This window comes from Vibrio sp. 2132-1 (assembly GCF_033344315.1).
Genome location: NZ_JAWPON010000012.1, coordinates 141247 through 167430, shown reverse-complemented (window position 1 = coordinate 167430; position 26184 = coordinate 141247). Strand labels below are relative to the sequence as shown.

Annotated in this window: 27 protein-coding genes; 22 read left to right on the top strand and 5 right to left on the bottom strand. The window is 44.8% G+C overall.

The features are described from left to right. Nucleotides 1-25: 25 nt before the first annotated feature. Nucleotides 26-724 (top strand): phosphate signaling complex protein PhoU, encoded by a 699-nt coding sequence (phoU, locus tag R8N47_RS15275; protein ID WP_005381744.1) that lies wholly within the window; start codon nt 26-28, stop codon nt 722-724. Nucleotides 725-786: 62 nt separating this feature from the next. Here the strand turns inward: phoU and ppk2 are convergent, their stop codons facing one another. From ppk2 to R8N47_RS15260, 3 genes are all read right to left on the bottom strand, one after another. Further along, nucleotides 787-1563, bottom strand: a complete 777-nt coding sequence (gene ppk2, locus R8N47_RS15270) for a polyphosphate kinase 2 (RefSeq protein WP_064353648.1) — start codon at nt 1561-1563, stop codon at nt 787-789. A 70-nt stretch (nt 1564-1633) separates the two neighbouring features. Beyond that, complete coding sequence (locus R8N47_RS15265) at nt 1634-2377, bottom strand: copper homeostasis protein CutC (RefSeq protein ID WP_141135606.1); 744 nt, start codon at nt 2375-2377, stop codon at nt 1634-1636. 283 nt (nt 2378-2660) lie between these two features. After that, on the bottom strand, nt 2661-3272 hold the full coding sequence (locus R8N47_RS15260; protein ID WP_005381738.1) for a peroxiredoxin C: 612 nt from the start codon (nt 3270-3272) through the stop codon (nt 2661-2663). A 199-nt stretch (nt 3273-3471) separates the two neighbouring features. Here R8N47_RS15260 and R8N47_RS15255 point away from each other — a divergent pair, with 199 nt between their 5' ends. From R8N47_RS15255 to aceA, 3 genes are all read left to right on the top strand, one after another. Next, nucleotides 3472-4377 (top strand): hydrogen peroxide-inducible genes activator, encoded by a 906-nt coding sequence (locus tag R8N47_RS15255; RefSeq protein WP_005383681.1) that lies wholly within the window; start codon nt 3472-3474, stop codon nt 4375-4377. Nucleotides 4378-4983: 606 nt separating this feature from the next. Continuing rightward, nucleotides 4984-6612: a malate synthase A gene (gene aceB, locus R8N47_RS15250; protein ID WP_017820561.1), complete on the top strand. Its 1629-nt coding sequence runs from the start codon at nt 4984-4986 to the stop codon at nt 6610-6612. A gap of 120 nt (nt 6613-6732) precedes the next feature. Beyond that, nucleotides 6733-8046: an isocitrate lyase gene (gene aceA / locus R8N47_RS15245; protein ID WP_005381733.1), complete on the top strand. Its 1314-nt coding sequence runs from the start codon at nt 6733-6735 to the stop codon at nt 8044-8046. A gap of 123 nt (nt 8047-8169) precedes the next feature. Here the strand turns inward: aceA and R8N47_RS15240 are convergent, their stop codons facing one another. Further along, on the bottom strand, nt 8170-8619 hold the full coding sequence (locus tag R8N47_RS15240) for a CBS domain-containing protein (RefSeq protein WP_017820562.1): 450 nt from the start codon (nt 8617-8619) through the stop codon (nt 8170-8172). Nucleotides 8620-8931: 312 nt separating this feature from the next. Here R8N47_RS15240 and R8N47_RS15235 point away from each other — a divergent pair, with 312 nt between their 5' ends. The 8 genes from R8N47_RS15235 (at nt 8932) to R8N47_RS15200 (ending at nt 17084) form a co-directional block, all read left to right on the top strand. Further along, complete coding sequence (locus tag R8N47_RS15235) at nt 8932-10098, top strand: S1 family peptidase (protein WP_064353650.1); 1167 nt, start codon at nt 8932-8934, stop codon at nt 10096-10098. A gap of 268 nt (nt 10099-10366) precedes the next feature. Further along, nucleotides 10367-11419, top strand: a complete 1053-nt coding sequence (gene queA, locus R8N47_RS15230) for a tRNA preQ1(34) S-adenosylmethionine ribosyltransferase-isomerase QueA (protein WP_005381728.1) — start codon at nt 10367-10369, stop codon at nt 11417-11419. A gap of 147 nt (nt 11420-11566) precedes the next feature. Further along, nucleotides 11567-12703 carry a tRNA guanosine(34) transglycosylase Tgt gene (tgt, locus tag R8N47_RS15225; RefSeq protein ID WP_005381727.1) on the top strand — a complete coding sequence of 379 codons (1137 nt, stop codon included), beginning with the start codon at nt 11567-11569 and terminating at the stop codon, nt 12701-12703. Nucleotides 12704-12880: 177 nt separating this feature from the next. Then, nucleotides 12881-13210 carry a preprotein translocase subunit YajC gene (gene yajC / locus R8N47_RS15220; RefSeq protein WP_005381725.1) on the top strand — a complete coding sequence of 110 codons (330 nt, stop codon included), beginning with the start codon at nt 12881-12883 and terminating at the stop codon, nt 13208-13210. Nucleotides 13211-13231: 21 nt separating this feature from the next. Beyond that, the gene (gene secD / locus R8N47_RS15215; protein ID WP_213913858.1) at nt 13232-15088 is read left to right on the top strand and encodes a protein translocase subunit SecD; all 1857 of its coding nucleotides are present in this window, start codon (nt 13232-13234) and stop codon (nt 15086-15088) included. A gap of 14 nt (nt 15089-15102) precedes the next feature. Beyond that, the gene (gene secF, locus R8N47_RS15210) at nt 15103-16050 is read left to right on the top strand and encodes a protein translocase subunit SecF (protein ID WP_005383689.1); all 948 of its coding nucleotides are present in this window, start codon (nt 15103-15105) and stop codon (nt 16048-16050) included. 164 nt (nt 16051-16214) lie between these two features. Next, entirely contained in the window at nt 16215-16631 is a 417-nt protein-coding gene (locus tag R8N47_RS15205; RefSeq protein WP_017633921.1) for a hypothetical protein, read from the top strand. Between the two features lie 141 nt (nt 16632-16772). Next, a complete protein-coding gene (locus tag R8N47_RS15200; RefSeq protein WP_017633920.1) occupies nt 16773-17084 on the top strand; it encodes a hypothetical protein in 312 nt (103 codons plus the stop codon). Between the two features lie 70 nt (nt 17085-17154). Here the strand turns inward: R8N47_RS15200 and suhB are convergent, their stop codons facing one another. Beyond that, nucleotides 17155-17958 carry an inositol-1-monophosphatase gene (suhB, locus tag R8N47_RS15195; RefSeq protein ID WP_005381722.1) on the bottom strand — a complete coding sequence of 268 codons (804 nt, stop codon included), beginning with the start codon at nt 17956-17958 and terminating at the stop codon, nt 17155-17157. A gap of 231 nt (nt 17959-18189) precedes the next feature. Here suhB and trmJ point away from each other — a divergent pair, with 231 nt between their 5' ends. The 10 genes from trmJ (at nt 18190) to pepB (ending at nt 26097) form a co-directional block, all read left to right on the top strand. Beyond that, nucleotides 18190-18909 (top strand): tRNA (cytosine(32)/uridine(32)-2'-O)-methyltransferase TrmJ, encoded by a 720-nt coding sequence (gene trmJ, locus R8N47_RS15190; RefSeq protein ID WP_017633919.1) that lies wholly within the window; start codon nt 18190-18192, stop codon nt 18907-18909. 125 nt (nt 18910-19034) lie between these two features. After that, nucleotides 19035-19541 (top strand): Fe-S cluster assembly transcriptional regulator IscR, encoded by a 507-nt coding sequence (gene iscR / locus R8N47_RS15185; RefSeq protein ID WP_005381720.1) that lies wholly within the window; start codon nt 19035-19037, stop codon nt 19539-19541. A 28-nt stretch (nt 19542-19569) separates the two neighbouring features. Beyond that, nucleotides 19570-20784 (top strand): IscS subfamily cysteine desulfurase, encoded by a 1215-nt coding sequence (locus R8N47_RS15180; RefSeq protein ID WP_005381719.1) that lies wholly within the window; start codon nt 19570-19572, stop codon nt 20782-20784. Between the two features lie 38 nt (nt 20785-20822). After that, entirely contained in the window at nt 20823-21206 is a 384-nt protein-coding gene (gene iscU, locus R8N47_RS15175; protein ID WP_005381718.1) for a Fe-S cluster assembly scaffold IscU, read from the top strand. A 70-nt stretch (nt 21207-21276) separates the two neighbouring features. Next, nucleotides 21277-21600 carry an iron-sulfur cluster assembly protein IscA gene (iscA, locus tag R8N47_RS15170; protein ID WP_318070352.1) on the top strand — a complete coding sequence of 108 codons (324 nt, stop codon included), beginning with the start codon at nt 21277-21279 and terminating at the stop codon, nt 21598-21600. Nucleotides 21601-21655: 55 nt separating this feature from the next. Then, nucleotides 21656-22171, top strand: coding sequence for a co-chaperone HscB (hscB, locus tag R8N47_RS15165; RefSeq protein WP_005381716.1), 516 nt, complete (start codon nt 21656-21658; stop codon nt 22169-22171). A gap of 21 nt (nt 22172-22192) precedes the next feature. After that, on the top strand, nt 22193-24046 hold the full coding sequence (hscA, locus tag R8N47_RS15160; RefSeq protein ID WP_053302969.1) for a Fe-S protein assembly chaperone HscA: 1854 nt from the start codon (nt 22193-22195) through the stop codon (nt 24044-24046). Nucleotides 24047-24059: 13 nt separating this feature from the next. Further along, nucleotides 24060-24398: an ISC system 2Fe-2S type ferredoxin gene (gene fdx / locus R8N47_RS15155; protein ID WP_005381713.1), complete on the top strand. Its 339-nt coding sequence runs from the start codon at nt 24060-24062 to the stop codon at nt 24396-24398. Between the two features lie 44 nt (nt 24399-24442). Beyond that, nucleotides 24443-24637 carry a Fe-S cluster assembly protein IscX gene (gene iscX / locus R8N47_RS15150; RefSeq protein WP_005381711.1) on the top strand — a complete coding sequence of 65 codons (195 nt, stop codon included), beginning with the start codon at nt 24443-24445 and terminating at the stop codon, nt 24635-24637. A 161-nt stretch (nt 24638-24798) separates the two neighbouring features. Further along, nucleotides 24799-26097 carry an aminopeptidase PepB gene (gene pepB, locus R8N47_RS15145; protein ID WP_005381709.1) on the top strand — a complete coding sequence of 433 codons (1299 nt, stop codon included), beginning with the start codon at nt 24799-24801 and terminating at the stop codon, nt 26095-26097. The last annotated feature ends 87 nt before the right edge of the window (nt 26098-26184 follow it).

The window sequence follows — 26184 nt, the reverse complement described above, 5'->3', positions numbered from 1 at the left end:
GACTCTATACGGAATAAGGAACATCATGCACTTTGGACGTCATATTTCAGGACAATTTAACGTAGAGCTAGAATCGATTCGTACTCATGTATTAACCATGGGAGGCTTGGTAGAGCAGCAGCTTTCGTATGCTATTCAAGCCTTGCATAAAGAAGACATCGAACTGGCGCGTAAGGTTGTGCGTGACGATCATAAAGTGAATGCGATGGAAGTCTCGATCGATGACGCCTGTACACGCATTATTGCTAAGCGTCAGCCAACGGCAAAAGACTTGCGCTTAATCATGGCTATCATCAAAACGATCACGGATTTAGAACGCATCGGTGATGTGGCGACACGCATTGCTTACGTTGCCATTGAAAGCCCATCATCAAAAGAACGACAATTCCAAGTGTCGTTAGAGCCTCTCTGCCGTCAGGCAATTAATATGCTGCATCAGGTTTTAGATGCGTTTGCCCGCATGGATGTAGAAGCGGCAGCAGAGGTGCACAAACAAGATGACAAACTAGACGCCGAGTATGAAGCGGTGATTCGTCAGTTGATGACATACATGATGGAAGATCCAAAAAATATCCCTAATATTCTGCAAGTGATGTGGTCGGCACGCGCGATTGAGCGCGTGGGGGACCGCTGCCAGAACATCTGTGAATACATTATTTACTTCGTGAAAGGGAAAGATGTACGCCATCTAGGTGATCAAAGTATTGATGACGTACTGAAGTAACTGACTTCAATAAATAGACCAGCTTTTAGGCTGGTCTATTTATTAGAGAGAAGGAAAGCACATCAATATTTATCAGGAACGAAGGTCTGATCATCAATGGGCGCTCTGACGTAACCTTCTTTATTGAGTTCAGGTAATTCGATGGGTGAGTACTCAAGTGCTTTGTAATCAATCTGGCTTAGTAAATGACTGATACAGTTCAAGCGCGCTTTCTTTTTGTCATCAGAAGGGACGACCCACCAAGGGCAGTTTTTCGTGTCTGTATAGGCAAACATCTTATCTTTTGCTTCCGAATACTCCGCCCAGCGATGACGTGACTCTAAATCCATTGGGCTGAATTTCCAACGTTTGATCGGCGTATTAATTCGACCTAGAAAACGTTTTTCCTGCTCTTCGTCTGAAACCGAAAACCAATACTTAATCAGAATAATCCCAGAGCGTTGCAACATTCTCTCGAATTCAGGGCAAGAGCGTAAAAACTCCTCGTATTCGTCTGGAGTACAGAACCCCATGACTTTTTCGACACCTGCTCGGTTATACCAACTTCGGTCAAATAAAACGATTTCACCAGCAGATGGTAAATGAGCGACGTAACGCTGGAAGTACCATTGCGTTTTTTCTTTTTCTGTCGGTGCAGGCAGAGCCACTACGCGACCAACACGCGGGTTTAGCTTTTCTGTAATTCGCTTTATCACTCCGCCTTTGCCCGCAGCATCACGTCCTTCAAACAGAACCACCACTTTTACCCCTTTGTGTTTGACCCACTCTTGAAGTTTTACGAGCTCAACTTGAAGGTTTTTGAGCTCCTTTTCGTATTCCTTTTTCTTCAATTTAGACATACACCTTTCCTCACTCCTTGATAAACAATATGTTAGCACTCAAAAGCTATGCGCGTGAGGTTACGGTGGTCTATTTGAGAGCTGCTACGACATCGGTAATGGCTTGTGTACTTGTGATGGGGATTAAAAAATCATCGACATCGGATGCGCCCATTTTGCTTTGTTCAGCAACAAAGGTCATTTGGCTAGGGCGTGTGGTTTTGCCTGACAGATGGATTTCAGGAACTTGAGTGTCTTCTACTAACGCACGTACGTTACTCGCATTAACGCCAGCACCCGCCATGATTGCTATGCGTCCTTGGGCTTGCTTAACCAAAGCTCTAAGCACATCGATCCCTTGTGGTGCTGAAGGCGCAAGACCGGAGGTTAAAATACGTTCACAACCTAAGCTGATCACTTCTTCCAAAGCTTTTTCAGCGTCACGACACTGGTCAAAGGAACGATGGAAGGTCACGCCTAAGCCAAGCGCTTGAGCAAATTCACACAGCGCAGCCGCGTAAGGCATATGAATATCACCGTCTTGAGTGAGCACGCCGAACACGACACCGCTCAAGCCTGATTGGTGAGCTGCTTCAATATCCCAACGCATCATTTCGATCTCTTCTGCATTGTAGAAGAAGTCACCTTGGCGTGGGCGGATCATGGCATAAACTGGAACACTCGAAAGCTTAGCCGCTTGCTGCATAAAGCCATAACTGGGTGTTAGTCCGCCTAAAGCCAAAGAGGAGCAAAGTTCAATCCGAGTGGCGCCGCCAGCAATGGCGTAGTGCAGAGATTCAATATTATCAATACAGACTTCTAGGTGAGTAACCACGTTCATTCATCCTGCTAACGTTACAAATAGGTGTTGTGGCTAAGATATTAACAGGGCAAGTAAGCAGAATCTGTATGGAGGAGATGATAAATAGAGGTAAAGTTTACGCTAAAGCGTTACCTCATTTTGGCGGTTTATCTGAAGGAAAAAGAAAGCCCAGAGCAGAGGCTCTGGGCTTTGATAGGACTTTACTTAGACTGATTGGCGTTTGCGGTTTTCCGCATTAGCTTATTGCTTTATATACATCCAACCATCACACCCGTTGAGCTAGGGTGAAGGTCTATTATTTTTTGCCTAGGTCAGCTGCGTGCTCAGATAGGAACGCTGCAACACCTTTTGGAGATGCGTCCATACCTGCTTTACCTTCTTCCCATTGTGCAGGACATACTTCGCCGTGCTTCTGGTGGAAGTTAAGAGCGTCAACCATGCGTAGCATTTCGTCGATGTTACGGCCTAGTGGTAGGTCGTTAACTACTTGGTGACGTACAACGCCTTCTTCGTCGATTAGGAAAGAACCACGGAAAGCAACGCCTGCTTCTGGGTGCTCAACGTCGTAAGCTTTACAGATTTCGTGCTTAACGTCAGCAACTAGTGGGTACTTAACTTGACCGATACCGCCATCTTCGATAGCAGTGTTACGCCATGCGTTGTGAGAGAACTGAGAATCGATAGAAACACCGATTACTTCAACACCTTTAGCTTGGAAGTCAGCTAGACGGTTGTCGAATGCGATTAGCTCAGATGGGCAAACGAAAGTGAAATCTAGTGGGTAGAAGAATACTACTGCTTTCTTACCTTTAGTGAACTCTGCAAAGTTGAAGTTTTCAACGATTTCACCGTTACCTAGAACAGCTGCTGCAGTAAAATCAGGGGCTTGACGACCTACTAGTACCATTTTTTTGCTCCTAAAAAGTATGGTTAGCTCCAAACCGAATTCAGTTGTGTCGGTTTGGTTCGTGTTTGTACGAGACAAACTATAGTACAGATTGTAGTATTGAAAAAAGCGAAATAAATAGATTGAGTTAATCGAAAAAAACGATAATAACAAAACTCTTAACTCGATCACTGGAACGGCGGTAGATACAAATACAATTATGAATAAATGGCCCAGTTTGAAGCAGTTACACTATTTAGTCACACTGCATGAAACAAGACATTTTAGTGACGCTGCAGAGCGTTGTTTTGTCAGTCAGTCGACTTTAAGTAAGGGTATTCAAAACTTAGAGGAATTGATAGGTTGTCCCTTATATGAAAAGAAAGATAAGAAAAGTCCACTGGTTTTTACCCAAACAGGAGAAATGGTAGTAAAGCAGGGGCGAGAGCTGTTAGCAAAAGGGCAAGATTTGGTCGAGCTTGGACGTATGTGCCAAGGCGACGATATGCAAGGCCAGCTAAAAGTAGGATGTATACCAACAATTGCTCCGTTTTTACTGTGTGATTTGGTACAAGAGGTGAACTACCGTTTTCCACAACTGAATCTTTTATTAAGAGAAGACACGACGACAAACTTACTTCAAGCGCTCAGACATGGTGAGCTGGATGTGCTTATTTTAGCGTTACCAGTCGAAATTGATGGGATGGAAAGCCGAGTAGTGGGTAAGGATCCGTTTCGAATGGTTATAAGCGCTAATCAAGCCCAATCGGTCCCTGTGCCGATTCGTTACGCGGATTTACCTGACGAATCCGTCTTTCTACTAGAGAAAGAACATTGCTTAACGGAACATGCGGTATCAGCGTGTAAATTAACAGACAAAGAAAAAATCAATCCGTTTACGGCAACCAGCCTCCATACACTGGTGCAAATGGTTGCGAATGGTTTGGGAACAACGTTCATTCCTCAAATGGCTATCGACCATGGCTTGCTGCATAACCAGAATTTAGTCGTGATCGATCCTCCTGGTAAACAAGCTTATCGCGAAATCGGCTTAGTTTGGCGTCCGAGCTCGTCAAGAACGAAAACATTTAATCAACTTGCAGAAGTCGTTTCAGAGCTGCTTTAGCTATTAGTATTAGCCCTTACTTCTCCATTATTTATCTAAAAGCGCACTGGAAACAGTGCGCTTTCTAGTATTTTATTCTGTTGGTAAACTTTGACTTGTAAAATTTTACAGCTCTTCTTTGATGAAGCTTTCATAAAATAGTGAAATTTCACAATGTTAATTTTACACAAAGCCCTGCATACCTTGTTTGACCCCTGTTTAAATACATCTCTTCAGCCCTTGTGAATACAAGGTGTTTGTTTACCAGTCTATATTCATACGCTTGTTTGAAATGATAAAACGACTTTAAATTTAATGTAATTTTATTACGTAATAACTTACAAAATAAGGCGCTTGATAGATGGTTTTTACCTTGCGGAATAAAACTTTGAATTTTCTGTTTTGTTTATATTGGGGGTTTCACTAAACCCCTTGTTGATATAGCTTATTTAAAGGCCGATACGACTTATGTCTAGATTGAAAATACACGTAGCATTACGCAATCTATCGGCATGGCTAGACGAGTTGAACACAAAGTTAAAGGATGTAATTTGTTGTTCATAACTTACAAATGTAGCTTTACGCTGACTGCCCAAGATTGATAAAGCACGTTAAGGATGAATGATTATGCTTGCTCAGACAGAACAAAAAACACAACAACTAAAGCAAACCCAAGGCATGCTTGAGGTGAATGGAGTCGTTGCTCCAGAACATCAAGCAATTTTCCCTGTTGAAGCCCAAACCTTTTTATCTCTACTGTGTGAAAAATTTGCCGGACGTGTTGAACAGTTGCTGGAAGCAAGAGAAGAGAAGCAAGCACGTATTGATGCTGGTGAGCTACCAGATTTTCTACCAGAGACACAAGACATCCGTGAAGGAAGTTGGAAGATCCTAGGAATCCCACAAGATCTGCAAGATCGCCGTGTGGAGATTACCGGACCAACTGACCGCAAGATGGTGATTAACGCACTGAATGCGAATGTAAAAGTGTTCATGGCAGACTTCGAAGATTCAATGTCTCCAGCATGGAGTAAAGTGCTGGATGGTCAAATTAACTTGCGCGATGCTGTTAATGGCACCATCAGTTACACCAATCCTGGCAATGGCAAACATTATCAGCTGGAAGATGACCCAGCGGTGTTGATCTGCCGTGTTCGCGGCCTTCATTTAAAAGAAAAACACGTTACGTGGCACGGTCAGATCATTCCAGGTGCGCTATTCGATTTCGCTCTGTATTTCTATAACAACTACAAAGCGTTACTTCAAAAAGGCAGCGGCCCTTATTTCTACCTTCCAAAACTGCAATCGCATCACGAAGCGAAGTGGTGGAGCGAAGTGTTCCATTTCACGGAAGACTATTTCGGTTTGGATACAGGCACCATCAAAGCGACTGTGCTGATTGAAACCTTACCAGCGGTATTTGAAATGGACGAGATTCTGTTCTCGCTTAAAGAACACATCGTTGGTTTGAACTGTGGTCGCTGGGATTACATCTTTAGCTACATCAAAACATTGAAAAAACACTCAGACCGAGTACTGCCAGATCGCCAAGTGGTAACGATGGACAAGCCATTCTTAAACGCTTACTCGCGATTATTGGTACGTACTTGCCATAAACGAGGTGCTTTCGCGATGGGAGGAATGGCCGCATTTATCCCAGCTAAAGACCCGAAAGAGAATCAAAAAGTATTAGACAAGATCCAGACTGACAAATCGTTAGAAGCAAACAACGGCCACGACGGTACTTGGGTGGCTCATCCAGGTTTGGCTGACACTGCTATGGAAGTCTTTAGTGCTGTGCTGGGTGAACGCACCAACCAGTTGGATGTGAGCCGTGCAGAGGATGCGCCTATTACAGCAGCCGAACTGCTTGAGCCTTGTGAAGGCGAGCGCACTGAAGGCGGAATGCGCCACAATATTCGCGTTGCGCTGCAATACATCGAAGCTTGGATTTCTGGCAATGGTTGTGTGCCGATTTACGGACTGATGGAAGACGCAGCAACGGCAGAAATCTCACGCGCCTCTATCTGGCAATGGATTCAACACGGCAAGTCGCTAGACAACGGATTAAAGGTCACTAAAGAGCTGTTCGAGCTCTATCTCAAAGAGGAGATTGAAGTCGTGAAGCAAGAAATTGGCGAGCAGCGCTACCATGCGGGTCGATTTGAAGAAGCAGCAGACTTAATGGCAAGGCTCACGACGAGCGATGAACTGACCAACTTTTTGACAGTTCCTGGTTATGACTACCTGGATTAATAAAGAATAACTGTAACACCAATAACGTGAAGGATTTTCAAGGCAGATAGGGAAGTACTGCCTGAGAACGGAAACTCAACGCACACGCATAAAGTGCAAATTATAAAGAGGGATAGACCAATGACTAACTTAACTCGCCGCCAACAAATTGAAGCTCTGGAAAAAGACTGGGCAACTAACCCACGCTGGAAAAATGTGAAGCGTACTTACACTGCCGAGGAAGTGGTGGAACTGCGTGGCTCTATGGTGCCTGCAAACACAATTGCACAACGTGGTGCAGACAAACTTTGGTCACTGGTCAACGGTAGTGCGAAAAAAGGTTACGTAAACTGTCTTGGTGCGCTAACGGGTGGTCAAGCGGTTCAACAAGCTAAAGCAGGTATTGAAGCGATTTACTTGTCAGGCTGGCAGGTAGCGGCGGATAACAACACCGCTTCGACGATGTATCCAGACCAATCTCTTTACCCAGTAGATTCTGTACCGTCAGTAGTAAAGCGTATCAACAACTCATTCCGTCGTGCAGACCAAATTCAGTGGGCTGCTGGTAAGACGCCTGAAGATGAAGGTGGTATTGATTACTTCCTACCTATCGTAGCGGATGCTGAAGCGGGCTTTGGTGGTGTGCTTAACGCTTACGAACTAATGAAATCGATGATCGAAGCCGGTGCCGCGGGCGTTCACTTTGAAGACCAGTTAGCATCGGTGAAAAAGTGTGGCCATATGGGTGGTAAGGTATTAGTTCCTACGCAAGAAGCGGTACAAAAGCTCGTTGCAGCTCGTTTGGCTGCTGACGTAGCGGGTACAACAACATTAGTTATTGCTCGTACTGATGCGAATGCGGCGGATCTCATTACTTCAGATTGTGACCCATATGATAAAGACTTCATCGAAGGTGAGCGTACTCAAGAAGGTTTCTACCGCGTTCGCGCGGGTATCGACCAAGCGATTTCTCGCGGCCTGGCTTACGCACCATATGCAGACTTGATTTGGTGTGAAACGGCTACGCCATGTTTGGAAGAAGCACGTAAGTTTGCAGAAGCAATTCACGCTGAATACCCAGATCAATTGTTGGCGTACAACTGTTCGCCGTCCTTCAACTGGGAGAAGAACCTAGATGCAGAAACCATTGCTAAGTTCCAACAAGAGTTGGCAGACATGGGCTACAAGTACCAATTCATCACGCTAGCAGGCATTCACAACATGTGGTTCAACATGTTTGAACTGGCGCACGCTTACGCTCAAGGTGAAGGTATGCGTCATTATGTTGAGAAAGTTCAGCGTCCTGAATTCCAAGCAGCTGAAAAAGGCTATACGTTTGTTGCGCACCAACAAGAAGTAGGTACAGGTTACTTCGATAGAATGACCAATACTATCCAAGGTGGTAACTCTTCAGTGACAGCATTGACAGGTTCGACCGAAGAAGACCAATTCTAATTGGCAGAGAAACACTTCCTTAATCAGCGTCAGTAATGGCATTTTGAGCGGCAACCCTGCCGCTCTTTTTTCGTTTAACCGGTGTAAAAACGAAACTTACAACAAAGAGAATACGCTTGCGTACTACTCTTCCTGCTCGATTTCTTCAGGTTCCACTTCTTCTTGCAGTTCCAATAAGTTAATCGCAATGGTCACAAAGTCACTGTCAGTAATGATGCCGACCAATCGACCTTTGGTGACAACAGGTAGACAGCCAACTTTATGCTTTTGCATATAGATAGCGCTCTCTTTGAGCCCCGCGATAGGCTCTGCCGTCATGATATTGGTGTGCATCATTTCGTAGAGCGGTGTGTCTAAAGTAAAAGATTGTTCAGCCTCATCTGGGTGCAAGCTCGATTCTTGAGCAGCAAGAATGTCGCGTTGAGTCACCAAGCCTTGTAAGTGGTTATTGGCATCAACAACCGGAATGTGTCGAATATCAAGCGCATCCATCATGCTTTTTGCATCACGCAAGGTGTGCGTGCGCAGTAAGGTATGAGGATTACGAGTCATCATGTCTTCAACCTTGATCATAGAGACCTCCAGCGGCATTGTCCTTCTCTTAAATATAGAGAATATTTTTCTGTATATCTGGGAGCTAACTCGTTTTTCATCAATTAAATAGCACAATGCTGATGGGCTGCGTAATCTGTGTTTTATTGGTGTTTTTATTAATTTGAATAAGTCGGTTTGTGTGCGAGTCAGTTGGCATTTTTAGTTGATATTGAATGTGTTCCCAAGGTAATCCAATGAATTGAATCGCACATTTTTATTCGCTGGATTTTCCAAGATTCTTCTCTCGAAGAAGATACGTCCAGGCTTACCAAATTGAAGACAGCAACCTAGATGAAACGAACAACGTGTAACAAACTTATTGCGCTGGCAGTGGCGGCATTCAGTGTGCCATCAACACAGGCGATTGTGTTAGGAGATGAACAAACCGATCCTGTTGACCGCGTTACTTTGCGAGCAAGTAACATGGCAGAGTTTCCGCTGTGTGGTGGAACGATGCTGACAGAGCAATGGGTACTGACTGCGGCGCACTGTGTGGTGATGGGACAAGGAACCAATGAAGCAACCTACTATGTGACCCCGCCGGGTGAGCTGTCGGTGAATGCGAATGCGTATGAACTTAATTCTGCAGGGCTTGATAACTTTTATCCGGTGTCTCACGTTGTGGTTCATCCGGATTACACCCGGATTTCAAAAGCTGAGACCGACAGTAATGGCAACGTGAAACCTATCCAAACCGGTTTAGATTCAGACATCGCGTTGCTGTATCTCACGCGCCCAGTGGCAAACGCGAACTTTGCTGACCTAGCGAGTAAAGTTGACATGGAGAGTATCGAAGCACGTTTGGTGGCGGATTGGAACGATAATTACCTGACCAATCAACGTGTCGAAAATGTGCAAGTGTTTGGATGGGGGGCTACTCAGCCGGATGCTTCTGAACCTTCTTATACGCTCAAAACCACCATTAGCACATTTTTACCCATCGACAAATGTTATGAGCGTTTAGAAATTGGCAGCAGTTTTCCGGGGATCATTGATTCAAGAGACAACCAAACCAAAATTTGTACGCTACCAACACAAAACCATGTATTGGAGCCAGATAGCCATACTCAATATGGCAACTCTGCATGTAAAGGTGACAGTGGTGGCCCGTTGGTCGATGTGGCGACCGGCAAACAAATTGGTATTGTTAGTGGCGGCCCCCTTATTCTACCAACGTGTGGCTCTTTGACGATCCCAAGTTTCTATACCAAGGTGAGCCACTATTACGACTGGGTACAGTCTTACATCACTGCCGATGCGCCACCAAGTCGTTACATCATTGCGCCGAATTTTATCAAAAGTGCTAACAATGAAAGTGGTGACAATAAAGAGTGTCACGATGGCATTGCGACCAATAACTGTGATTTCAAAGGCTCAGATGATGAAGGTGGCAGTCTAGGGTTTTTGTTATTGGGTTTATTCGTGCCGTTATTCTTGTGGCGAAAGCGTGAGGTTTGATAGGGCGATTGGAATGCCAAACTAATAAGCAGCGGTATACGTTGCTTTGCTTTTTTCATGTTCTCTCTTTGGGGCTCAAATTAAAAATAGTGCCAAGTAATCGAGGCTTTTCACGTTTTATTACACTCTTCACCATGGCTTTTACTGCTATATTCTGGTGATTTGCTTGCTATTGCAGCATGTAAACATATACTAGTCTGCTGCGAAAAACTCGTCGCAATTTTATCGTCGCCTAGACGTGATTTGACCAATAGATAAGACAAGTAACATGCAAGTATCAGATTTCCATTTCGACCTTCCAGATGAACTCATCGCTCGCTACCCTCAACCAGAGCGTACCGCTAGCCGACTGCTGCAAATGGACGGCAATACCGGAGAGCTCATTGATGGCACATTTACTGATGTATTGGGCCAAGTTCAACCCGGTGACTTAGTGGTGTTTAATAATACTCGTGTTATTCCTGCTCGTCTTTTTGGCCGCAAGGAATCGGGCGGTAAATTAGAAGTGCTGGTGGAGCGCATGTTGGATGAGAAAAGCATCCTCGCGCACGTTCGTTGCTCTAAATCACCAAAACCAGGTACAACCATTATTGTTGGCGAGAATGATGAATATTCAGCAGAAATGGTTGCACGCCATGATGCTTTATTTGAACTGAAATTTAGTTCTGATAAGACGGTACTAGAAATTCTGGAAGAAATCGGCCATATGCCGCTTCCTCCTTACATCGACCGTCCAGACGAAGATGCAGATAAAGAGCGTTACCAAACGGTATATAATCAAAAGCCAGGTGCGGTTGCGGCACCGACAGCGGGCCTTCACTTTGATGATGTTCTCTTGGAGAAAATCAAAGCGAAAGGTGCAGAGTTTGCTTACGTTACTTTGCACGTTGGGGCGGGTACATTCCAGCCGGTAAAAGTGGAAAATATCAACGATCACCACATGCATGCCGAGTACGTAGAAGTACCACAAGAAGTCGTCGAAGCAATTAAAGCGACGAAAGCGCGTGGCGGACGAATTATTGCTGTTGGTACCACATCTGTGCGTTCACTTGAAAGTGCAGCGCAAGACGCATTGCAAAAAGGGACTGAGCTGGCCCCATTCTTTGGCGATACTGAAATCTTTATTTTCCCTGGTTACGAATATCAGCTGGTGGATTGCTTGATCACCAACTTCCACTTGCCTGAATCAACATTGATCATGTTGGTGAGTGCATTTGCTGGATACGAGAACACCATGAATGCTTACAAACATGCGGTGGAAAACAAATACCGTTTCTTCTCGTATGGCGATTCAATGTTCATCAAGAAGAAAACGGCGTAGTTAAAAATAGATTTACGAGTGCTAGCAGTAAGCTAGGAAATAAAGCATCCATTGCTTTGTCTCTCGCAAGGAAAAGCGACCGCTCCTTAAAGTAGGGTAGAGCCCTAAACACTCAGTCAGACTGTTTCTCTGACACCCGGAGGCATCGTGAAATTAAAATTCGATCTTAAGAAGAAAAACGGCAATGCACGTCGTGGTCAACTGACTTTCGAACGCGGCACTGTTCAAACTCCTGCGTTCATGCCAGTAGGTACTTACGGTACCGTTAAAGGTATGACACCAGAAGAAGTAAAAGGTACTGGTGCAGAAATTCTGCTAGGTAATACTTTCCACCTGTGGCTACGTCCTGGTCAAGAAGTGATGAAAATGCACGGTGACCTGCACGATTTTATGAACTGGCACGGTCCTATTCTTACTGATTCAGGCGGCTTTCAAGTATTCAGCCTTGGTAAGATGCGTACGATCACTGAAGAAGGTGTTCACTTTCGTAACCCAGTAAACGGTGACAAGATTTTCATGGACGCAGAAAAGTCGATGGAAATTCAAAAAGACCTGGGCTCTGATATTGTTATGATTTTTGACGAGTGCACGCCATACCCAGCGACACATGATGAAGCGAAGAAATCGATGGAAATGTCATTACGCTGGGCACAGCGTTCACGTGACCACTTCGAGAAGCTAGAAAACCCAAACAACCTATTTGGTATTGTTCAAGGTGGTGTTTACGAAGATTTACGTGATGTGTCGGTAAAAGGTCTAACGGAAATCGGTTTTGACGGTTATGCGGTTGGTGGTTTGGCAGTAGGTGAGCCTAAAGAAGACATGCACCGTATTCTTGAGCATACTTGTCCTCAACTTCCTGAAGACAAACCTCGCTACTTGATGGGCGTAGGTAAGCCAGAAGACTTGGTTGAAGGTGTTCGTCGTGGTATCGACATGTTTGACTGTGTAATGCCAACGCGTAACGCACGTAATGGTCACTTATTTGTGACTGGTGGTGTGATCAAGATCCGTAATGCGAAACATAAAACGGATACAACACCATTGGATCCGCATTGTGACTGTTACACTTGTCAAAACTACAGCAAGTCGTACCTTCACCATTTAGAGCGTTGTAATGAAATCTTAGGCGCTCGCTTGAATACAATCCATAACCTGCGTTACTACCAGCGTCTGATGGAAAGCATTCGTAAAGCAATTGATGAAGATCGCTTCGATGAATTTGTTACTGAGTTCTATGAGCGTCGTGGTCGTGAAGTGCCACCACTAGCAAAAGAGCAGTAATTGAAAAACTAAAAGAATTAAAGCCTTTGGCATGTCGCCAGAGGCTTTTGCTAATAAAGTAGGCTAACGCACGTTATTTTTGAGAGAGCGATCTCTATTAGTTACTCTCAGACTTGAATCTAAAATGCGAAAGCCCAATTTGTTTGATTATCAATAAAATATAATGAGGATGTTTTAATGTTTATTTCTCAGGCTCACGCAGCAGCAGAAGGCGCGCCAGCAGGCGGTGGTTTTGAAATGCTAATCATGCTTGGCATGTTCGCAGTGATCTTTTACTTCATGATTTACCGCCCACAAGCGAAACGCGTAAAAGAACACAAAAACCTAATGGCTTCTATGGGCAAAGGCGACGAAGTTTTAACTAGCGGTGGCCTAGTGGGTAAAATCACTAAGATTGCTGAAGACAATGACTACATTTCAATTGAGCTTAACGCGAACAATGAAGTAGTAATCAAGAAAGACTTCATCACTGCAGTGCTACCAAAAGGTACGCTTAAGTCTCTATAAAACAGCTAAAGGATCCTCGCTGTGCTAAACCGTTATCCATTATGGAAGTACTTGATGGTGCTTTTTGCCATCATCACCGCTGCGTTATACGCACTTCCAAATATCTACGGTGAAGATCCGGCTATTCAAGTTACAGGGGCGCGTGGCGCCTCTGTAGATATGTCAACGCTGGATGCTGTCACTACTGCTCTTAACAAAGAGCAACTTTCTCATAAATCCATTGCTCTCGAAGATGGATCAATTCTTGTTCGTTTTAACGACACTGACACACAAATCAGTGCTCGTGATGTCATCAGCGAAGCGCTAGGCAAAGACACAATTGTTGCACTTAACCTTGCACCTTCTACACCCGATTGGCTAGAAGCGATTGGCGCGTCACCATTGAAGCTAGGTCTTGACCTTCGCGGTGGTGTTCACTTCTTAATGGAAGTGGATATGGATGCAGCGATGGAAAAGCTTGTTGGTCAACAAGAAGAAGCTTTCCGTAGCGAACTTCGTGACGCCAAGATTCGTTACCGTGCAATCCGCCCTTCTGGAAAAGAAGCGGTAGAAGTGTTGTTGCGTAACGAAGAGCAATTAGCAGAAGCGAAAGCAACGCTAGAAAAGAATCACCCGGACATGGTTTTTGTCGATTCTGATTCAAATGGCCGTTACGCTCTTACTGCAACCTTTACTGAGCAACGTTTACAAGAGATCCGTAACTATGCTGTTGAGCAAAACATTACGATTTTACGTAATCGTGTCAACGAACTAGGTGTTGCGGAACCATTGGTTCAACGTCAAGGTGCTAGTCGCATTGTGGTTGAACTGCCTGGTGTTCAAGACACTGCTCGTGCAAAAGAAATTCTCGGAGCTACGGCAACGCTTGAATTCCGTGAAGTTGATGATAAAGCTGACCTATCGGCAGCGGCAAATGGTCGTGCGCCAGCAGGTAGTGAAATCAAGATGGACCGTGATGGTCGCCCAGTTGTGCTTAAGAAGCGCGTTATTCTTGGCGGTCAAAGCATCACAGATGCAAGCTCAAGTGTTGATGAATATGGTCGTCCACAAGTTAACATCTCGCTAGACAGCGAAGGTGGTAATAAGATGTCTGCGTTCTCTAAGAAGAACATTGGTAAGCTAATGGCTACCGTGTTTGCAGAATACAAAGACAGTGGCCGTCGTACGCCTGAAGGCAAAGTTATTCTGGATAAGCATGAAGAAGTCATCAACCAAGCAACGATTCAATCGGCTCTTGGTCGTAACTTCCGTATCACAGGTATCGACTCTGCTGCAGAAGCACACAACCTAGCAATTCTACTACGTGCTGGTGCACTGATTGCACCTATCTCTATCGTTGAAGAACGTACCATTGGTCCATCAATGGGCCAGCAAAACATCGATATGGGTATCCAAGCATGTATCTGGGGTATGGTTGCCGTAATGCTATTTACGCTGCTTTACTACCGCGGCTTTGGTTTGATTGCAAACATCGCTCTAATGGCAAACTTGGTGCTTATCATTGGTGTTATGTCGATGATTCCAGGCGCTACCATGACGCTTCCAGGGATAGCCGGTATCGTGTTAACAGTCGGTATGGCGGTTGATGCGAACGTACTGATCTTCGAGCGTATCCGTGAAGAAATTCGTGATGGACGCAGTCCACAACAAGCAATTCACCAAGGTTACGCGAATGCATTCAGCACGATTGCTGATGCGAACATCACAACACTAATTACTGCAATCATTCTATTTGCGGTCGGTACAGGTGCGGTGAAAGGTTTCGCAGTTACTCTATCTATCGGTATCTTAACTTCAATGTTCACCGCCATTATTGGTACACGTTGTATCGTGAACCTGATCTACGGTGGCAAACGCGTTGATAAATTGTCGATCTAAGGCTGGGAATTAATATGTTTCAAATTCTAAAAGCAGAGAAGACGATCGGCTTTATGCGTTGGTCGAAAGTAGCATTCGTTTTTTCAATTATAATGATTGCTGCTTCTATCTTCACTTTGTCAACCAAGTGGCTTAATTGGGGTCTAGATTTCACTGGCGGTACGCTTATCGAGGTAGGTTTTGAACAGCCAGCAAACCTTGAAGAGATTCGTGCAGCACTAGATTCCAAAGGCTTTGGTGATGCGACAGTACAAAACTTCGGTAGTGCTCGTGAAGTCATGGTCCGTCTTCGTCCACGTGATGACGTTTCTGGTGAAACGCTAGGTAACCAAATCATTGGTGCTATCAAAGATGGTACTGGCGAAAGCGTAGAAATGCGTCGTATTGAGTTCGTAGGTCCCAACGTTGGTGATGAGCTAACAGAAGCTGGTGGTCTAGCGATCTTGGTATCGCTGATCTGTATCCTGCTTTATGTATCGATGCGATTTGAATGGCGTCTAGCGGCTGGTGCGGTAATGGCATTGGCTCACGATATAATTATCACGCTAGGTGTCTTCTCGTTTCTACAAATTGAAGTTGACCTGACCATCGTAGCTGCGCTACTGACGGTTGTGGGCTACTCACTCAACGATACCATAGTTGTATTTGACCGGATTCGTGAAAACTTCCGTAAGATGCGTAAGGGTGAACCTTCAGACATTATGGACGCCTCAATCACTCAAACGTTGAGCCGTACATTGATTACATCTGGTACGACGCTGTTCGTGGTAATTGCACTGTTCATGCAGGGTGGTGCGATGATTCACGGCTTCGCAACTGCACTACTACTAGGTATCACTGTTGGTACTTACTCTTCTATCTACGTAGCATCAGCACTAGCGCTAAAACTGGGCATCCAGAAAGAGCACTTGATGCCACCTCAAGTAGAAAAAGAAGGTGCAGAGTTCGACGAAATGCCATAAGGCAGATTGAGAACCGAAAACAAAAACCGCTGAACAATCAGCGGTTTTTTTATGCCTGATAGATTTGAAAGTTTCATTTTTTTTTGAGGTACTTCCAGCTTGAATTGTAGTTTTTTGATTGAGTTGAATATCGGAAGTATGTTCAACAATTTCGGGAGGAAATAATGTCAAGGCAAGCTGAAATAAAAGTACAGTTACTGAAGTTTGTAGAGATTTCTTACAAGCACAATAAAGGTGTTACCACCAAGCTAGTTACTGGAGGGAAAAGGTTCAAGTTAGCAGTTGATGAGTCAGGTAAAGTAACTTTATCTGGTGAGCTTGGATTTACTAAGTTTGAAGTTTCAAAAGAAATGGTTGAAGAGCTGGGCATAAAATTAAAAGCCGTTTCTGTTACTTTTAAAACTACTCGTGATGGTGTTTTGACATACAGTGGGAGTGTTTCTCTTTTTGGTGTTGTTTCCTTTGGAGTTACTGGGCAGGTAAATGTCCGTGAGCTTTTAGAGCAGTGCGAGTGGGGGCTTTGTAAGTACAGATTTAAGCCGAGTAAAATTGATCAAGCGCTCCGTGAAGCTGGGGTTTAGTTGGTTATGCTAAATAGAATTCTACCTATTCCGGTTTTACTAAGTGTTTCAACGCCCTGCATCGCAAGTCCACTCCACGATACTTACCTTGATATACGTAATAATTTATACAAGATGCAGTATATAGAGGTGGTAGAAGCTATGGCAGGACCAAATCTATCGATTGAAGAGCTGAACAGTATTAAGTCTCACCCAATAAAATTTGGTCATCAATTTCCATTTTTATCATCTATCCCATCAAGTTTGGTTACAGAGCTGTCTTACTTTGAAGAGTACAGTGAGGATGGAGGAGTTGGATGTCTTTCTGTAAATGGCTTTGGTGATGTATACCAGCCAGTCACGGTTTCGCTGCAGTTTTTAATGAAGGAACAAATATGGAAGGTTAAGCACGTAAAAATAGACCACTTATCTGACTACGACCGTTTCTACAAACAGGCTGATTGTTCGAAATAAAAAAGCCCCGCTCAATGAGCGGGGCTTTCTAAAGTCATCAGCGTGACGGGCTATATATGACTTTCAAATCTTACTTAAGGATCGCGCTGTTACCGTTTTCGCGGATGTGCTTAAGGATAGATTTTACGCCACGAGCGCTTGAAGCAACGATGTTACCAGACTTCATGTAGTCAGTGCCGCCAGCAAAGTCTGTTAGGATTGCGCCAGCTTCACGAGCAATAAGCTCACCTGCTGCCATATCCCAAGGTTTTAGGCCTAGCTCGAAGTAACCATCAACACGGCCAGCAGCCACGTAACAAAGGTCAAGAGCAGCAGAGCCGCTACGACGGAAATCAGCACATTCAGTGAATAGCGCACCAACGATCTTGATGTAAGACTCAGCGTGTTGTTTCTGCTTGAATGGGAAGCCTGTTGCTAGAACAGTACCTTGAAGGTCTTTTAGTTGAGCAACACGAATACGTGCACTGTTTAGTTGAGCGCCGGCACCGCGTTGTGCAGTGAATAGCTCGTTTTGCATTGGATCGTAAACACAAGCAACTTCAGTTTTGCCCTTAATACGAACAGCGATAGAAACCGCGAAAGTTGGGTAACCTTTTACAAAGTTAGTGGTGCCATCCAGAGGGTCGATGATCCATTGTACGTCTTTATCTTTACCTTCGATAAGACCTTGTTCTTCAGCAACGATACAGTGCTCAGGGTAAGACTGCTTGATAGTATCGATGATGATGTATTCTGCTTCTTTGTCTACGTTAGTGACAAAGTCATTAGTGCCTTTAAGAGTAGATTCTACTTTATCAGTGTTTTCTAATGATTTAGCAATATGATTGCCTGCCTTTCGCGCAGCGCGAATAGCAATGTTTAGCATTGGATGCATACGAATTTCCCAACGGATGTTAAAGAACAAATGAAAGCGGCGGCGAGTATACCAGAGATAATCAAAAAGGGAAGTGGTTATTTTTTACTCTAATTGCGGCCGACTGAGTGTACAGATCATACTGCGGACGAGAACAATAACCAAGAATGAGAAGAGAGGTCTGCTTGCCTCTAGGGTGTCTTAAAAAACTATGATAACATTCTGCGGTTTTAATTTAGGTAGCAAACACAGATGTTGGATCAAGTAAAAATTGTACTCGTAGGTACCTCTCATTCAGGCAATATTGGCTCAGCAGCTCGAGCAATGAAAGTGATGGGTTTAAACCAACTAGTATTAGTCGATCCACAATGTGAAGTGGATGAACAAACTCTTGCTTTAGCTGCGGGTGCTGGTGATATTGCTCAAAATGCAAAGATTGTCGGCACATTAGAAGAAGCGGTTGAAGATTGTGGCCTTGTTGTGGGTTCTAGCGCCCGCTCTCGTACATTAGAATGGCCAATGCTCGAGCCACGTGAATGCGGTGAGAAATTTGCAGTTGAAGGCCGAAAGCATCCGGTTGCGCTCGTGTTTGGCCGAGAAAGAACTGGTTTGACAAACGAAGAGCTACAAAAGTGCCACTACCATGTTTGTATTCCCGCTAATCCTGAGTACAGCTCGCTTAACCTAGCGATGGCTGTACAAACTCTCAGTTACGAAGTGCGAGTTGCACACTTGAACTTAGAGCAAAGCCAGTTTTCCCCAAATGAATCGGAAGAATACCCGCGTCATCGAGAACTCGAATTGTTCTTCGAGCATCTTGAAAAGGTGATGGTTGAGACCCAGTTTATTAACAAAGAGCAACCTGGACAGGTGATGAATAAGTTGCGCCGTTTGTTCTCTCGTGCTCGACCAGAAACCCAAGAACTTAATATTCTACGAGGCGTTTTGACTTCGATAGAAAAGAAGTTCTGAGTGAATAATAACCACTTTAGATGTGAGGATGAATACCTGAGTAAAATGGTCAAATAAATACTTGACCAAATTACTCAGGTATGGAAAAATCTTAACCATTACAAACCATGTGGATACGGTGTGGTATGAAACTTACATCTAAAGGAAGATATGCGGTGACAGCCATGCTGGATGTGGCACTGCATTCGCAACAAAACCCTGTACCTCTGGCTGATATTTCAGAGCGTCAAGGGATCTCGCTCTCTTACTTAGAGCAGCTATTTTCAAAATTGCGTAAAGCAGGTCTCGTTGCCAGCGTTCGTGGTCCTGGTGGTGGTTACCGACTTGGTGCCGACGCTCACAGTATCGCTATTGGTACCGTGATTGCTGCCGTTGATGAGTCAGTAGATGCAACCAAATGCCAAGGTAAAGGAGATTGCCAAGGTGGAACACGTTGCCTTACTCACACGCTGTGGCGTGACCTAAGCTCTCGCATTAGTGACTTTTTGAATAACATCACTCTTGGTGAGTTGATGACAGACAATGAAGTACTCGAAATTTCTGATCGTCAGGACATTGATCTGGCGGTAACCCATGGGCTATCAAACAAAAATACAACCGCCGCGCCCATCGGTGTAAACGTCCGCTCTTAGCGGTCAGCTTTTTACATTGGAGTAGAGAATGAAACTGCCGATTTATCTTGATTATTCCGCTACATGTCCAGTTGATCCACGTGTTGCTGAAAAAATGGTTCAGTACATGACAATGGATGGCACATTTGGCAACCCAGCGTCACGTTCGCACCGTTACGGCTGGCAGGCAGAAGAAGCGGTCGATACTGCTCGTGAGCAAATTGCTGACCTTCTAAATGCAGATCCTCGCGAAATCGTATTTACATCTGGTGCGACAGAATCAGACAACCTTGCGATTAAAGGTGCAGCGCACTTTTACTCGAAGAAAGGCAAGCACGTAATCACTTGTAAAACAGAGCACAAAGCCGTTCTTGACCCATGTCGTCAACTTGAGCGTGAAGGCTTTGAAGTGACTTACCTTGAGCCAGAATCAAATGGCTTGATCGATCTAGAGAAGCTTAGAGCAGCCATGCGTGATGACACCGTGCTTGTGTCTATTATGCATGTAAACAACGAGATTGGTGTGGTTCAAGACATTACAGCGATCGGCGAACTGTGCCGTGAGCGTAAAATTGTTTTCCACGTGGATGCTGCGCAATCTGCTGGTAAATTACCAATCGACGTTCAAGAGATGAAAGTTGATCTAATTTCACTTTCTGCTCACAAAGTTTACGGTCCTAAAGGTATCGGTGCACTTTACGTACGTCGTAAGCCTCGTATTCGTCTTGAAGCGCAAATGCACGGTGGCGGTCATGAGCGTGGTTTCCGCTCTGGTACACTTCCTACTCACCAAATCGTAGGTATGGGTGAAGCATTCCGCATTGCAAAAGAAGACATGCAAAAAGATTACGATCATGCTTTAGCGCTTCGTAACCGTCTTTTTGATGGCGTGAAAGACTTAGAAGCAGTGACGGTAAACGGTGACTTTGAGCAGCGTGTACCACACAACCTAAACATCAGCTTCGCATTCGTAGAAGGTGAATCACTACTAATGTCGCTTAAAGATCTAGCGGTATCTTCTGGTAGTGCTTGTACGTCTGCAAGCCTTGAGCCTTCTTACGTTCTTCGTGCCCTAGGCATGGATGACGAATTGGCTCACAGCTCGGTTCGTTTCTCGTTTGGTCGTTTCACGACTGAAGAAGAAATTGATTACGCAATTGAACAAATCCGCGTTGCAGTGACTAAGCTACGCGACATGTCTCCTCTATGGGATATGTACAAAGAAGGGATTGATTTGAGCACTGTTGAATGGGCTCACCATTAATCTCAGGGATTGAAATAGAGGATTCGAGGTAATTTATCATGGCATACAGCGAAAAAGTAATTGATCACTACGAGAACCCACGTAACGTTGGTTCATTCGATAAAGAAGATCCATCAGTAGGTAGCGGCATGGTTGGCGCTCCTGCGTGTGGTGACGTAATGAAGCTTCAAATCAAAGTGACACCTGAAGGTATCATCGAAGATGCGAAGTTCAAAACATACGGTTGTGGTAGTGCAATCGCATCAAGCTCACTAGTAACTGAGTGGGTAAAAGGTAAGTCAGTTGATGAAGCGGCAGCAATTAAAAACTCTGAGATTGCTGAAGAGCTAGAGCTTCCACCAGTGAAAGTTCACTGTTCTATTCTTGCTGAAGATGCAATCAAAGCAGCGGTTGCTGACTACAAGAAAAAACACCAAGAATAATTATTCCGTAATATAATGGGAGCTTTGACGCTCCCATTCCAATCGAAATTTAGACAGACTAAGGTGCAGTATGGCCATCACAATGACAGAATCAGCGGCAAGTCGCGTAAGAGCATTCCTAGATAACCGAGGCAAAGGTATCGGTTTACGTCTTGGAGTGAAGACGACTGGTTGTTCCGGCATGGCATACGTACTTGAGTTTGTTGATGAGCTCAATGAAGAAGACGAAGTATTTGAACTCTCTGGAGTGAAAATTATCATCGATCAAAAGAGCTTAGTGTACCTAGATGGTACTAAATTGGATTACGTGAAAGAAGGGTTGAATGAAGGTTTTGAATTCAACAACCCTAACGCGAAAAGTGAATGTGGTTGTGGTGAAAGCTTCAACGTCTAATTGATTGTCCTTCTGGGCAAACGAGTCCGGAAGGCTTTACTAGGACCCGAACTTAATGAATCACTTTGAATTATTTGGGCTACCAAGTCAGTTTAAGCTGGATGGTAGCCTTCTTTCTTCTCAGTTCCGAGAACTACAAAAACGCTTCCACCCGGATAACTTTGCAACGGGCTCAGAACGTGACCGTTTGATGGCGGTGCAAAAGGCGGCGCAAATCAACGATGCCTATCAAGTTCTGAAAAATCCTATTTCTCGCGCCGAGTATATCCTCGCAGAGCAAGGTGTTGAGATCCGAGGTGAACAGCAAACAATGCAAGATCCGATGTTCTTAATGGAGCAAATGGAACTGCGCGAAGAACTGGAAGAGATTGCTGACAAGTCCGATCCTGAATCGGCGCTTTTTGACTTCGACTCTAAGGTCAGCAAAATGTACAAACAGCATCTGGCAAGCGTCGAGCAAGAGCTTGATGATGGTCTATGGACTGAAGCCGCAGACCGAGTTCGTAAGCTAAAATTCATTGCCAAACTAAAGAACGAAATTGAGCTAGTCGAAGACAAACTCCTCGGCTAGTAAGCGTGACAAGGACCTATCATGGCACTACTTCAAATCGCAGAACCGGGCCAAAGCTCGGCACCTCATGAGCATAAGTTAGCAGCGGGTATCGACTTAGGTACTACCAACTCTTTGGTTGCTTCTGTACGTAGCGGCGATGCAACTCCACTTGCGGACGAGCAGGGCCGTACTATTTTACCTTCAGTCGTTAATTACGCTGAGGAAACGTTAACGGTCGGCCACGAAGCCAAAGCCAAAGCAGAGTTTGAACCAGAGAACACGATTATCTCTGTAAAACGTTTGATCGGTCGTTCATTAAAGGACATTCAGTCCCGTTACTCTTCACTTCCTTATCGTTTTAAAGAGAGTGAAAACGGCCTGCCAATTCTGCAAACACCTCAAGGTGACAAAAACCCGATTGAAGTATCTGCGGACATCCTAAAAGTATTGGGTAAGCGAGCTGAAGATACGTTAGGTGGTGAGTTAGCTGGTGTAGTTATTACCGTTCCTGCTTACTTTGATGACGCGCAACGTGCAGGTACAAAAGATGCGGCGAAATTAGCTGGTCTTCATGTTCTCCGTCTACTTAACGAACCAACCGCTGCGGCAATTGCTTATGGCCTAGACTCTGGTCAAGAAGGTGTGATTGCGGTTTACGATCTAGGTGGCGGTACTTTTGATATCTCTATCCTACGTTTATCGAAAGGCGTATTTGAAGTATTAGCAACAGGTGGCGACTCTGCATTAGGCGGTGACGACTTCGACCATCTATTTGCCGATTATTTAATGGAGCAAGCGGGTCTAGAAGCGCCGCTTTCTGCAGAAAAGAACCGTACACTGTTGAACATTGCTACTGAAGCTAAGATTGCTTTCTCTGAGCAAGACAGTGTTGACGTTGACGTTTTTGGTTGGAAAGGCACCGTGACTCGCGAGCAGTTCGAAGATCTGATTCGTCCGCTAGTGAAGAAAACCCTGATGTCTTGCCGCCGTGCGCTGAAAGATGCGGATGTAGATGCGGAAGATGTACTTGAAGTAGTCATGGTCGGTGGCTCAACACGCACATTGCTTGTACGAGAAATGGTTGGCGAATTCTTTGGCCGTACACCACTGACAAGCATTAACCCAGATGAAGTCGTCGCAATCGGTGCGGGTATTCAAGCTGATATCCTAGCGGGTAACAAACCTGACTCTGAAATGTTGCTTCTTGATGTGATTCCACTGTCGCTCGGTATTGAAACCATGGGTGGTTTGGTCGAGAAGATCATCCCCCGCAACACTACGATTCCCGTTGCGCGTGCGCAAGAATTTACCACATTCAAAGATGGCCAAACGGCGATGAGTGTTCATGTGGTACAAGGTGAACGTGAAATGGTTGATGACTGTCGTTCACTTGCTCGCTTCTCGTTAAAAGGTATTCCTCCGATGGCAGCGGGTGCGGCACATATTCGCGTGACTTACCAAGTTGACGCAGATGGCCTTCTTTCTGTTACGGCAATGGAGAAGAGCACTGGTGTTCAATCAGAGATTCAAGTAAAACCTTCTTACGGCTTAAGTGACAATGAAGTGGCGGATATGTTGCGTGATTCAATGACGCACGCAAAAGAAGACATGCAAGCTCGTGCCTTAGCTGAGCAGCGTGTTGAAGCCGACCGAGTGATAGAAGGTTTGATTGCAGCGATGCAAGCTGATGGTGATGACTTACTATCAGAACAAGAGAAACAAAACTTGATTAAAGCCATCGAAGCCTTGATTGAGCTGCGTAATGGTGATGATGCAGATGCGATAGAGCAGGGCATTAAAGATACCGATAAAGCGAGCCAAGATTTCGCATCACGCCGTATGGATAAATCGATTCGAGCTGCGTTGTCAGGTCAATCAGTAGACGATATATAAGAGATAAGTAGTTATGCCTAAGATTATTGTATTACCACACGACGATTTGTGCCCAGAAGGTGCAGTGTTGGAAGCAAACTCTGGTGACACCGTTCTAGACGTAGCGCTAAAAAACGGTATCGGTATTGAACATGCGTGTGAGAAGTCATGTGCGTGTACTACCTGCCACGTAATCATCCGTGAAGGTTTTGATTCACTCGAAGAAAGTGAAGAACTAGAAGACGACATGCTAGATAAAGCGTGGGGTCTAGAGCCTGAGTCACGCCTAGGGTGTCAGGCGAGAATTGCTGATGAAGACTTGGTGGTAGAAATTCCTAAATACACATTAAACCACGCTTCAGAAGATCACTAAAACTATCTTCCCAATATAGGGAAGAAGCAAAAGGAAGATGAGCAATGAAATGGACAGATTCTCGCGATATCGCGATTGAACTTTGTGACAAGTTTCCAGATGTCGATCCAAAAACAGTGCGTTTTACCGATCTTCATCAATGGATCATGGAGTTAGATGAGTTTGACGATGAGCCAAACCGTTCTAATGAAAAGATTCTAGAAGCCGTTATCATGTGCTGGATGGACGAAGCAGACTAAGTCTGTAAAACACAGCCTAGTTAACAATTCTTACTAAAAAAAGCGGACCTTTAGGTCCGTTTTTTTATCCAATTGACATTTTTGCCCTACATAATGCTAACATCCGTGAGTTATTTAAAAGAAGCAGCGTAGGCAACGCTGCTATAAGACAAGGAGAAACCATGTCTACACAGATGTCTGTATTTTTAAGTCAAGAGTCGGCAGCACCACATTGGGGTGAAAAAGCACTGCTTTCATTCGCTGAAAACGGCGCAACTATTCACTTAGGTGAAGGTCATGATCTCGGCGCAATTCAACGTGCAGCTCGTCAGCTAGATGGCCAAGGAATTCGTTCTATTTTTCTTTCTGGTGATAACTGGGATCTAGAGAGCGTATGGGCTTTCCACCAAGGGTTCCGTAACCCTAAAAAACATGGCTCAGTTGAGTGGGCAGCATTGTCTGATGAAGATCAAGCAGAGCTTCAAGCTCGTATTACTTCGACTGATTTTACCCGCGATATTATCAACAAAACGGCAGAAGAAGTTGCTCCTCGTCAGCTAGCGACAATGGCTGCTGAATTCATCAAATCTGTTGCGCCGAAAGGCACGGTGACAGCTCGTATCGTCAAAGACAAAGACTTGTTGGCAGAAGGTTGGGAAGGTATTTACGCAGTAGGCCGTGGTTCTGAGCGTACTTCTGCGATGCTTCAGTTAGACTACAACCCAACTGGTGACGAAAACGCACCTGTATTCGCATGTCTTGTGGGTAAAGGCATCACCTTTGATTCCGGTGGTTACAGCTTGAAGCCTTCTACCTTCATGAGTGCAATGAAAGCAGATATGGGTGGCTCGGGTACTATAACTGGTGGCCTAGGATTAGCTATCTTGCGCGGTTTAAACAAGCGCGTAAAACTGATCTTGTGTTGTGCTGAGAACATGGTTTCTGGCCGTGCCCTTAAGCTTGGCGACATCATCACTTACAAAAACGGCAAAACCGTTGAGATTATGAATACCGACGCGGAAGGTCGCTTGGTGCTTGCCGACGGTCTTATCTACGCCAGTGAGCAAAAGCCTGAGTTAATTATTGACTGCGCGACGCTAACAGGCGCAGCGAAGAATGCGTTAGGTAACGATTACCATGCGCTAATGAGCTTTGATGATGAGCTATCGCATCAAGCGCTTACGGCGGCAAACCAGGAAAAAGAAGGCTTGTGGCCGCTACCACTTGCTGACTTCCATCGAGAAATGCTGCCATCTAATTTTGCCGATTTATCGAATATCAGCTCTGGTGATTATTCTCCAGGTGCAAGCACTGCAGCTGCATTCTTGTCTTACTTCGTTGAGGACTACAAAAAAGGCTGGTTACATTTCGACTGTGCGGGTACGTATCGTAAAGCCGCTTCTGATAAATGGGCTGCGGGAGCAACGGGTATGGGTGTTCGTACACTTGCTCGTTTCCTCAATGAGCAAGCTGGAAAATAAGATTGATTGCAGCACTCTCTTGTTTGAGTGCTGCTCTTACCCAGTAAGTCACTTTAAAAGCACAACTATTATTACAAGTACAGAAAG

Excerpts from the sequence above, each read along its gene's own strand:
- phoU (WP_005381744.1), top strand. The coding sequence starts at position 26 with ATGCACTTTGGACGTCATATTTCAGGACAATTTAACGTAGAGCTAGAA.
- ppk2 (WP_064353648.1), bottom strand. The coding sequence starts at position 1,563 with ATGTCTAAATTGAAGAAAAAGGAATACGAAAAGGAGCTCAAAAACCTT.
- R8N47_RS15260 (WP_005381738.1), bottom strand. The coding sequence starts at position 3,272 with ATGGTACTAGTAGGTCGTCAAGCCCCTGATTTTACTGCAGCAGCTGTT.
- R8N47_RS15255 (WP_005383681.1), top strand. The coding sequence starts at position 3,472 with ATGAATAAATGGCCCAGTTTGAAGCAGTTACACTATTTAGTCACACTG.
- aceB (WP_017820561.1), top strand. The coding sequence starts at position 4,984 with ATGCTTGCTCAGACAGAACAAAAAACACAACAACTAAAGCAAACCCAA.
- aceA (WP_005381733.1), top strand. The coding sequence starts at position 6,733 with ATGACTAACTTAACTCGCCGCCAACAAATTGAAGCTCTGGAAAAAGAC.
- R8N47_RS15240 (WP_017820562.1), bottom strand. The coding sequence starts at position 8,619 with ATGATCAAGGTTGAAGACATGATGACTCGTAATCCTCATACCTTACTG.
- R8N47_RS15235 (WP_064353650.1), top strand. The coding sequence starts at position 8,932 with ATGAAACGAACAACGTGTAACAAACTTATTGCGCTGGCAGTGGCGGCA.
- queA (WP_005381728.1), top strand. The coding sequence starts at position 10,367 with ATGCAAGTATCAGATTTCCATTTCGACCTTCCAGATGAACTCATCGCT.
- yajC (WP_005381725.1), top strand. The coding sequence starts at position 12,881 with ATGTTTATTTCTCAGGCTCACGCAGCAGCAGAAGGCGCGCCAGCAGGC.
- secF (WP_005383689.1), top strand. The coding sequence starts at position 15,103 with ATGTTTCAAATTCTAAAAGCAGAGAAGACGATCGGCTTTATGCGTTGG.
- R8N47_RS15205 (WP_017633921.1), top strand. The coding sequence starts at position 16,215 with ATGTCAAGGCAAGCTGAAATAAAAGTACAGTTACTGAAGTTTGTAGAG.
- R8N47_RS15200 (WP_017633920.1), top strand. The coding sequence starts at position 16,773 with ATGGCAGGACCAAATCTATCGATTGAAGAGCTGAACAGTATTAAGTCT.
- suhB (WP_005381722.1), bottom strand. The coding sequence starts at position 17,958 with ATGCATCCAATGCTAAACATTGCTATTCGCGCTGCGCGAAAGGCAGGC.
- trmJ (WP_017633919.1), top strand. The coding sequence starts at position 18,190 with ATGTTGGATCAAGTAAAAATTGTACTCGTAGGTACCTCTCATTCAGGC.
- iscR (WP_005381720.1), top strand. The coding sequence starts at position 19,035 with ATGAAACTTACATCTAAAGGAAGATATGCGGTGACAGCCATGCTGGAT.
- R8N47_RS15180 (WP_005381719.1), top strand. The coding sequence starts at position 19,570 with ATGAAACTGCCGATTTATCTTGATTATTCCGCTACATGTCCAGTTGAT.
- iscU (WP_005381718.1), top strand. The coding sequence starts at position 20,823 with ATGGCATACAGCGAAAAAGTAATTGATCACTACGAGAACCCACGTAAC.
- iscA (WP_318070352.1), top strand. The coding sequence starts at position 21,277 with ATGGCCATCACAATGACAGAATCAGCGGCAAGTCGCGTAAGAGCATTC.
- hscB (WP_005381716.1), top strand. The coding sequence starts at position 21,656 with ATGAATCACTTTGAATTATTTGGGCTACCAAGTCAGTTTAAGCTGGAT.
- hscA (WP_053302969.1), top strand. The coding sequence starts at position 22,193 with ATGGCACTACTTCAAATCGCAGAACCGGGCCAAAGCTCGGCACCTCAT.
- fdx (WP_005381713.1), top strand. The coding sequence starts at position 24,060 with ATGCCTAAGATTATTGTATTACCACACGACGATTTGTGCCCAGAAGGT.
- iscX (WP_005381711.1), top strand. The coding sequence starts at position 24,443 with ATGAAATGGACAGATTCTCGCGATATCGCGATTGAACTTTGTGACAAG.
- pepB (WP_005381709.1), top strand. The coding sequence starts at position 24,799 with ATGTCTACACAGATGTCTGTATTTTTAAGTCAAGAGTCGGCAGCACCA.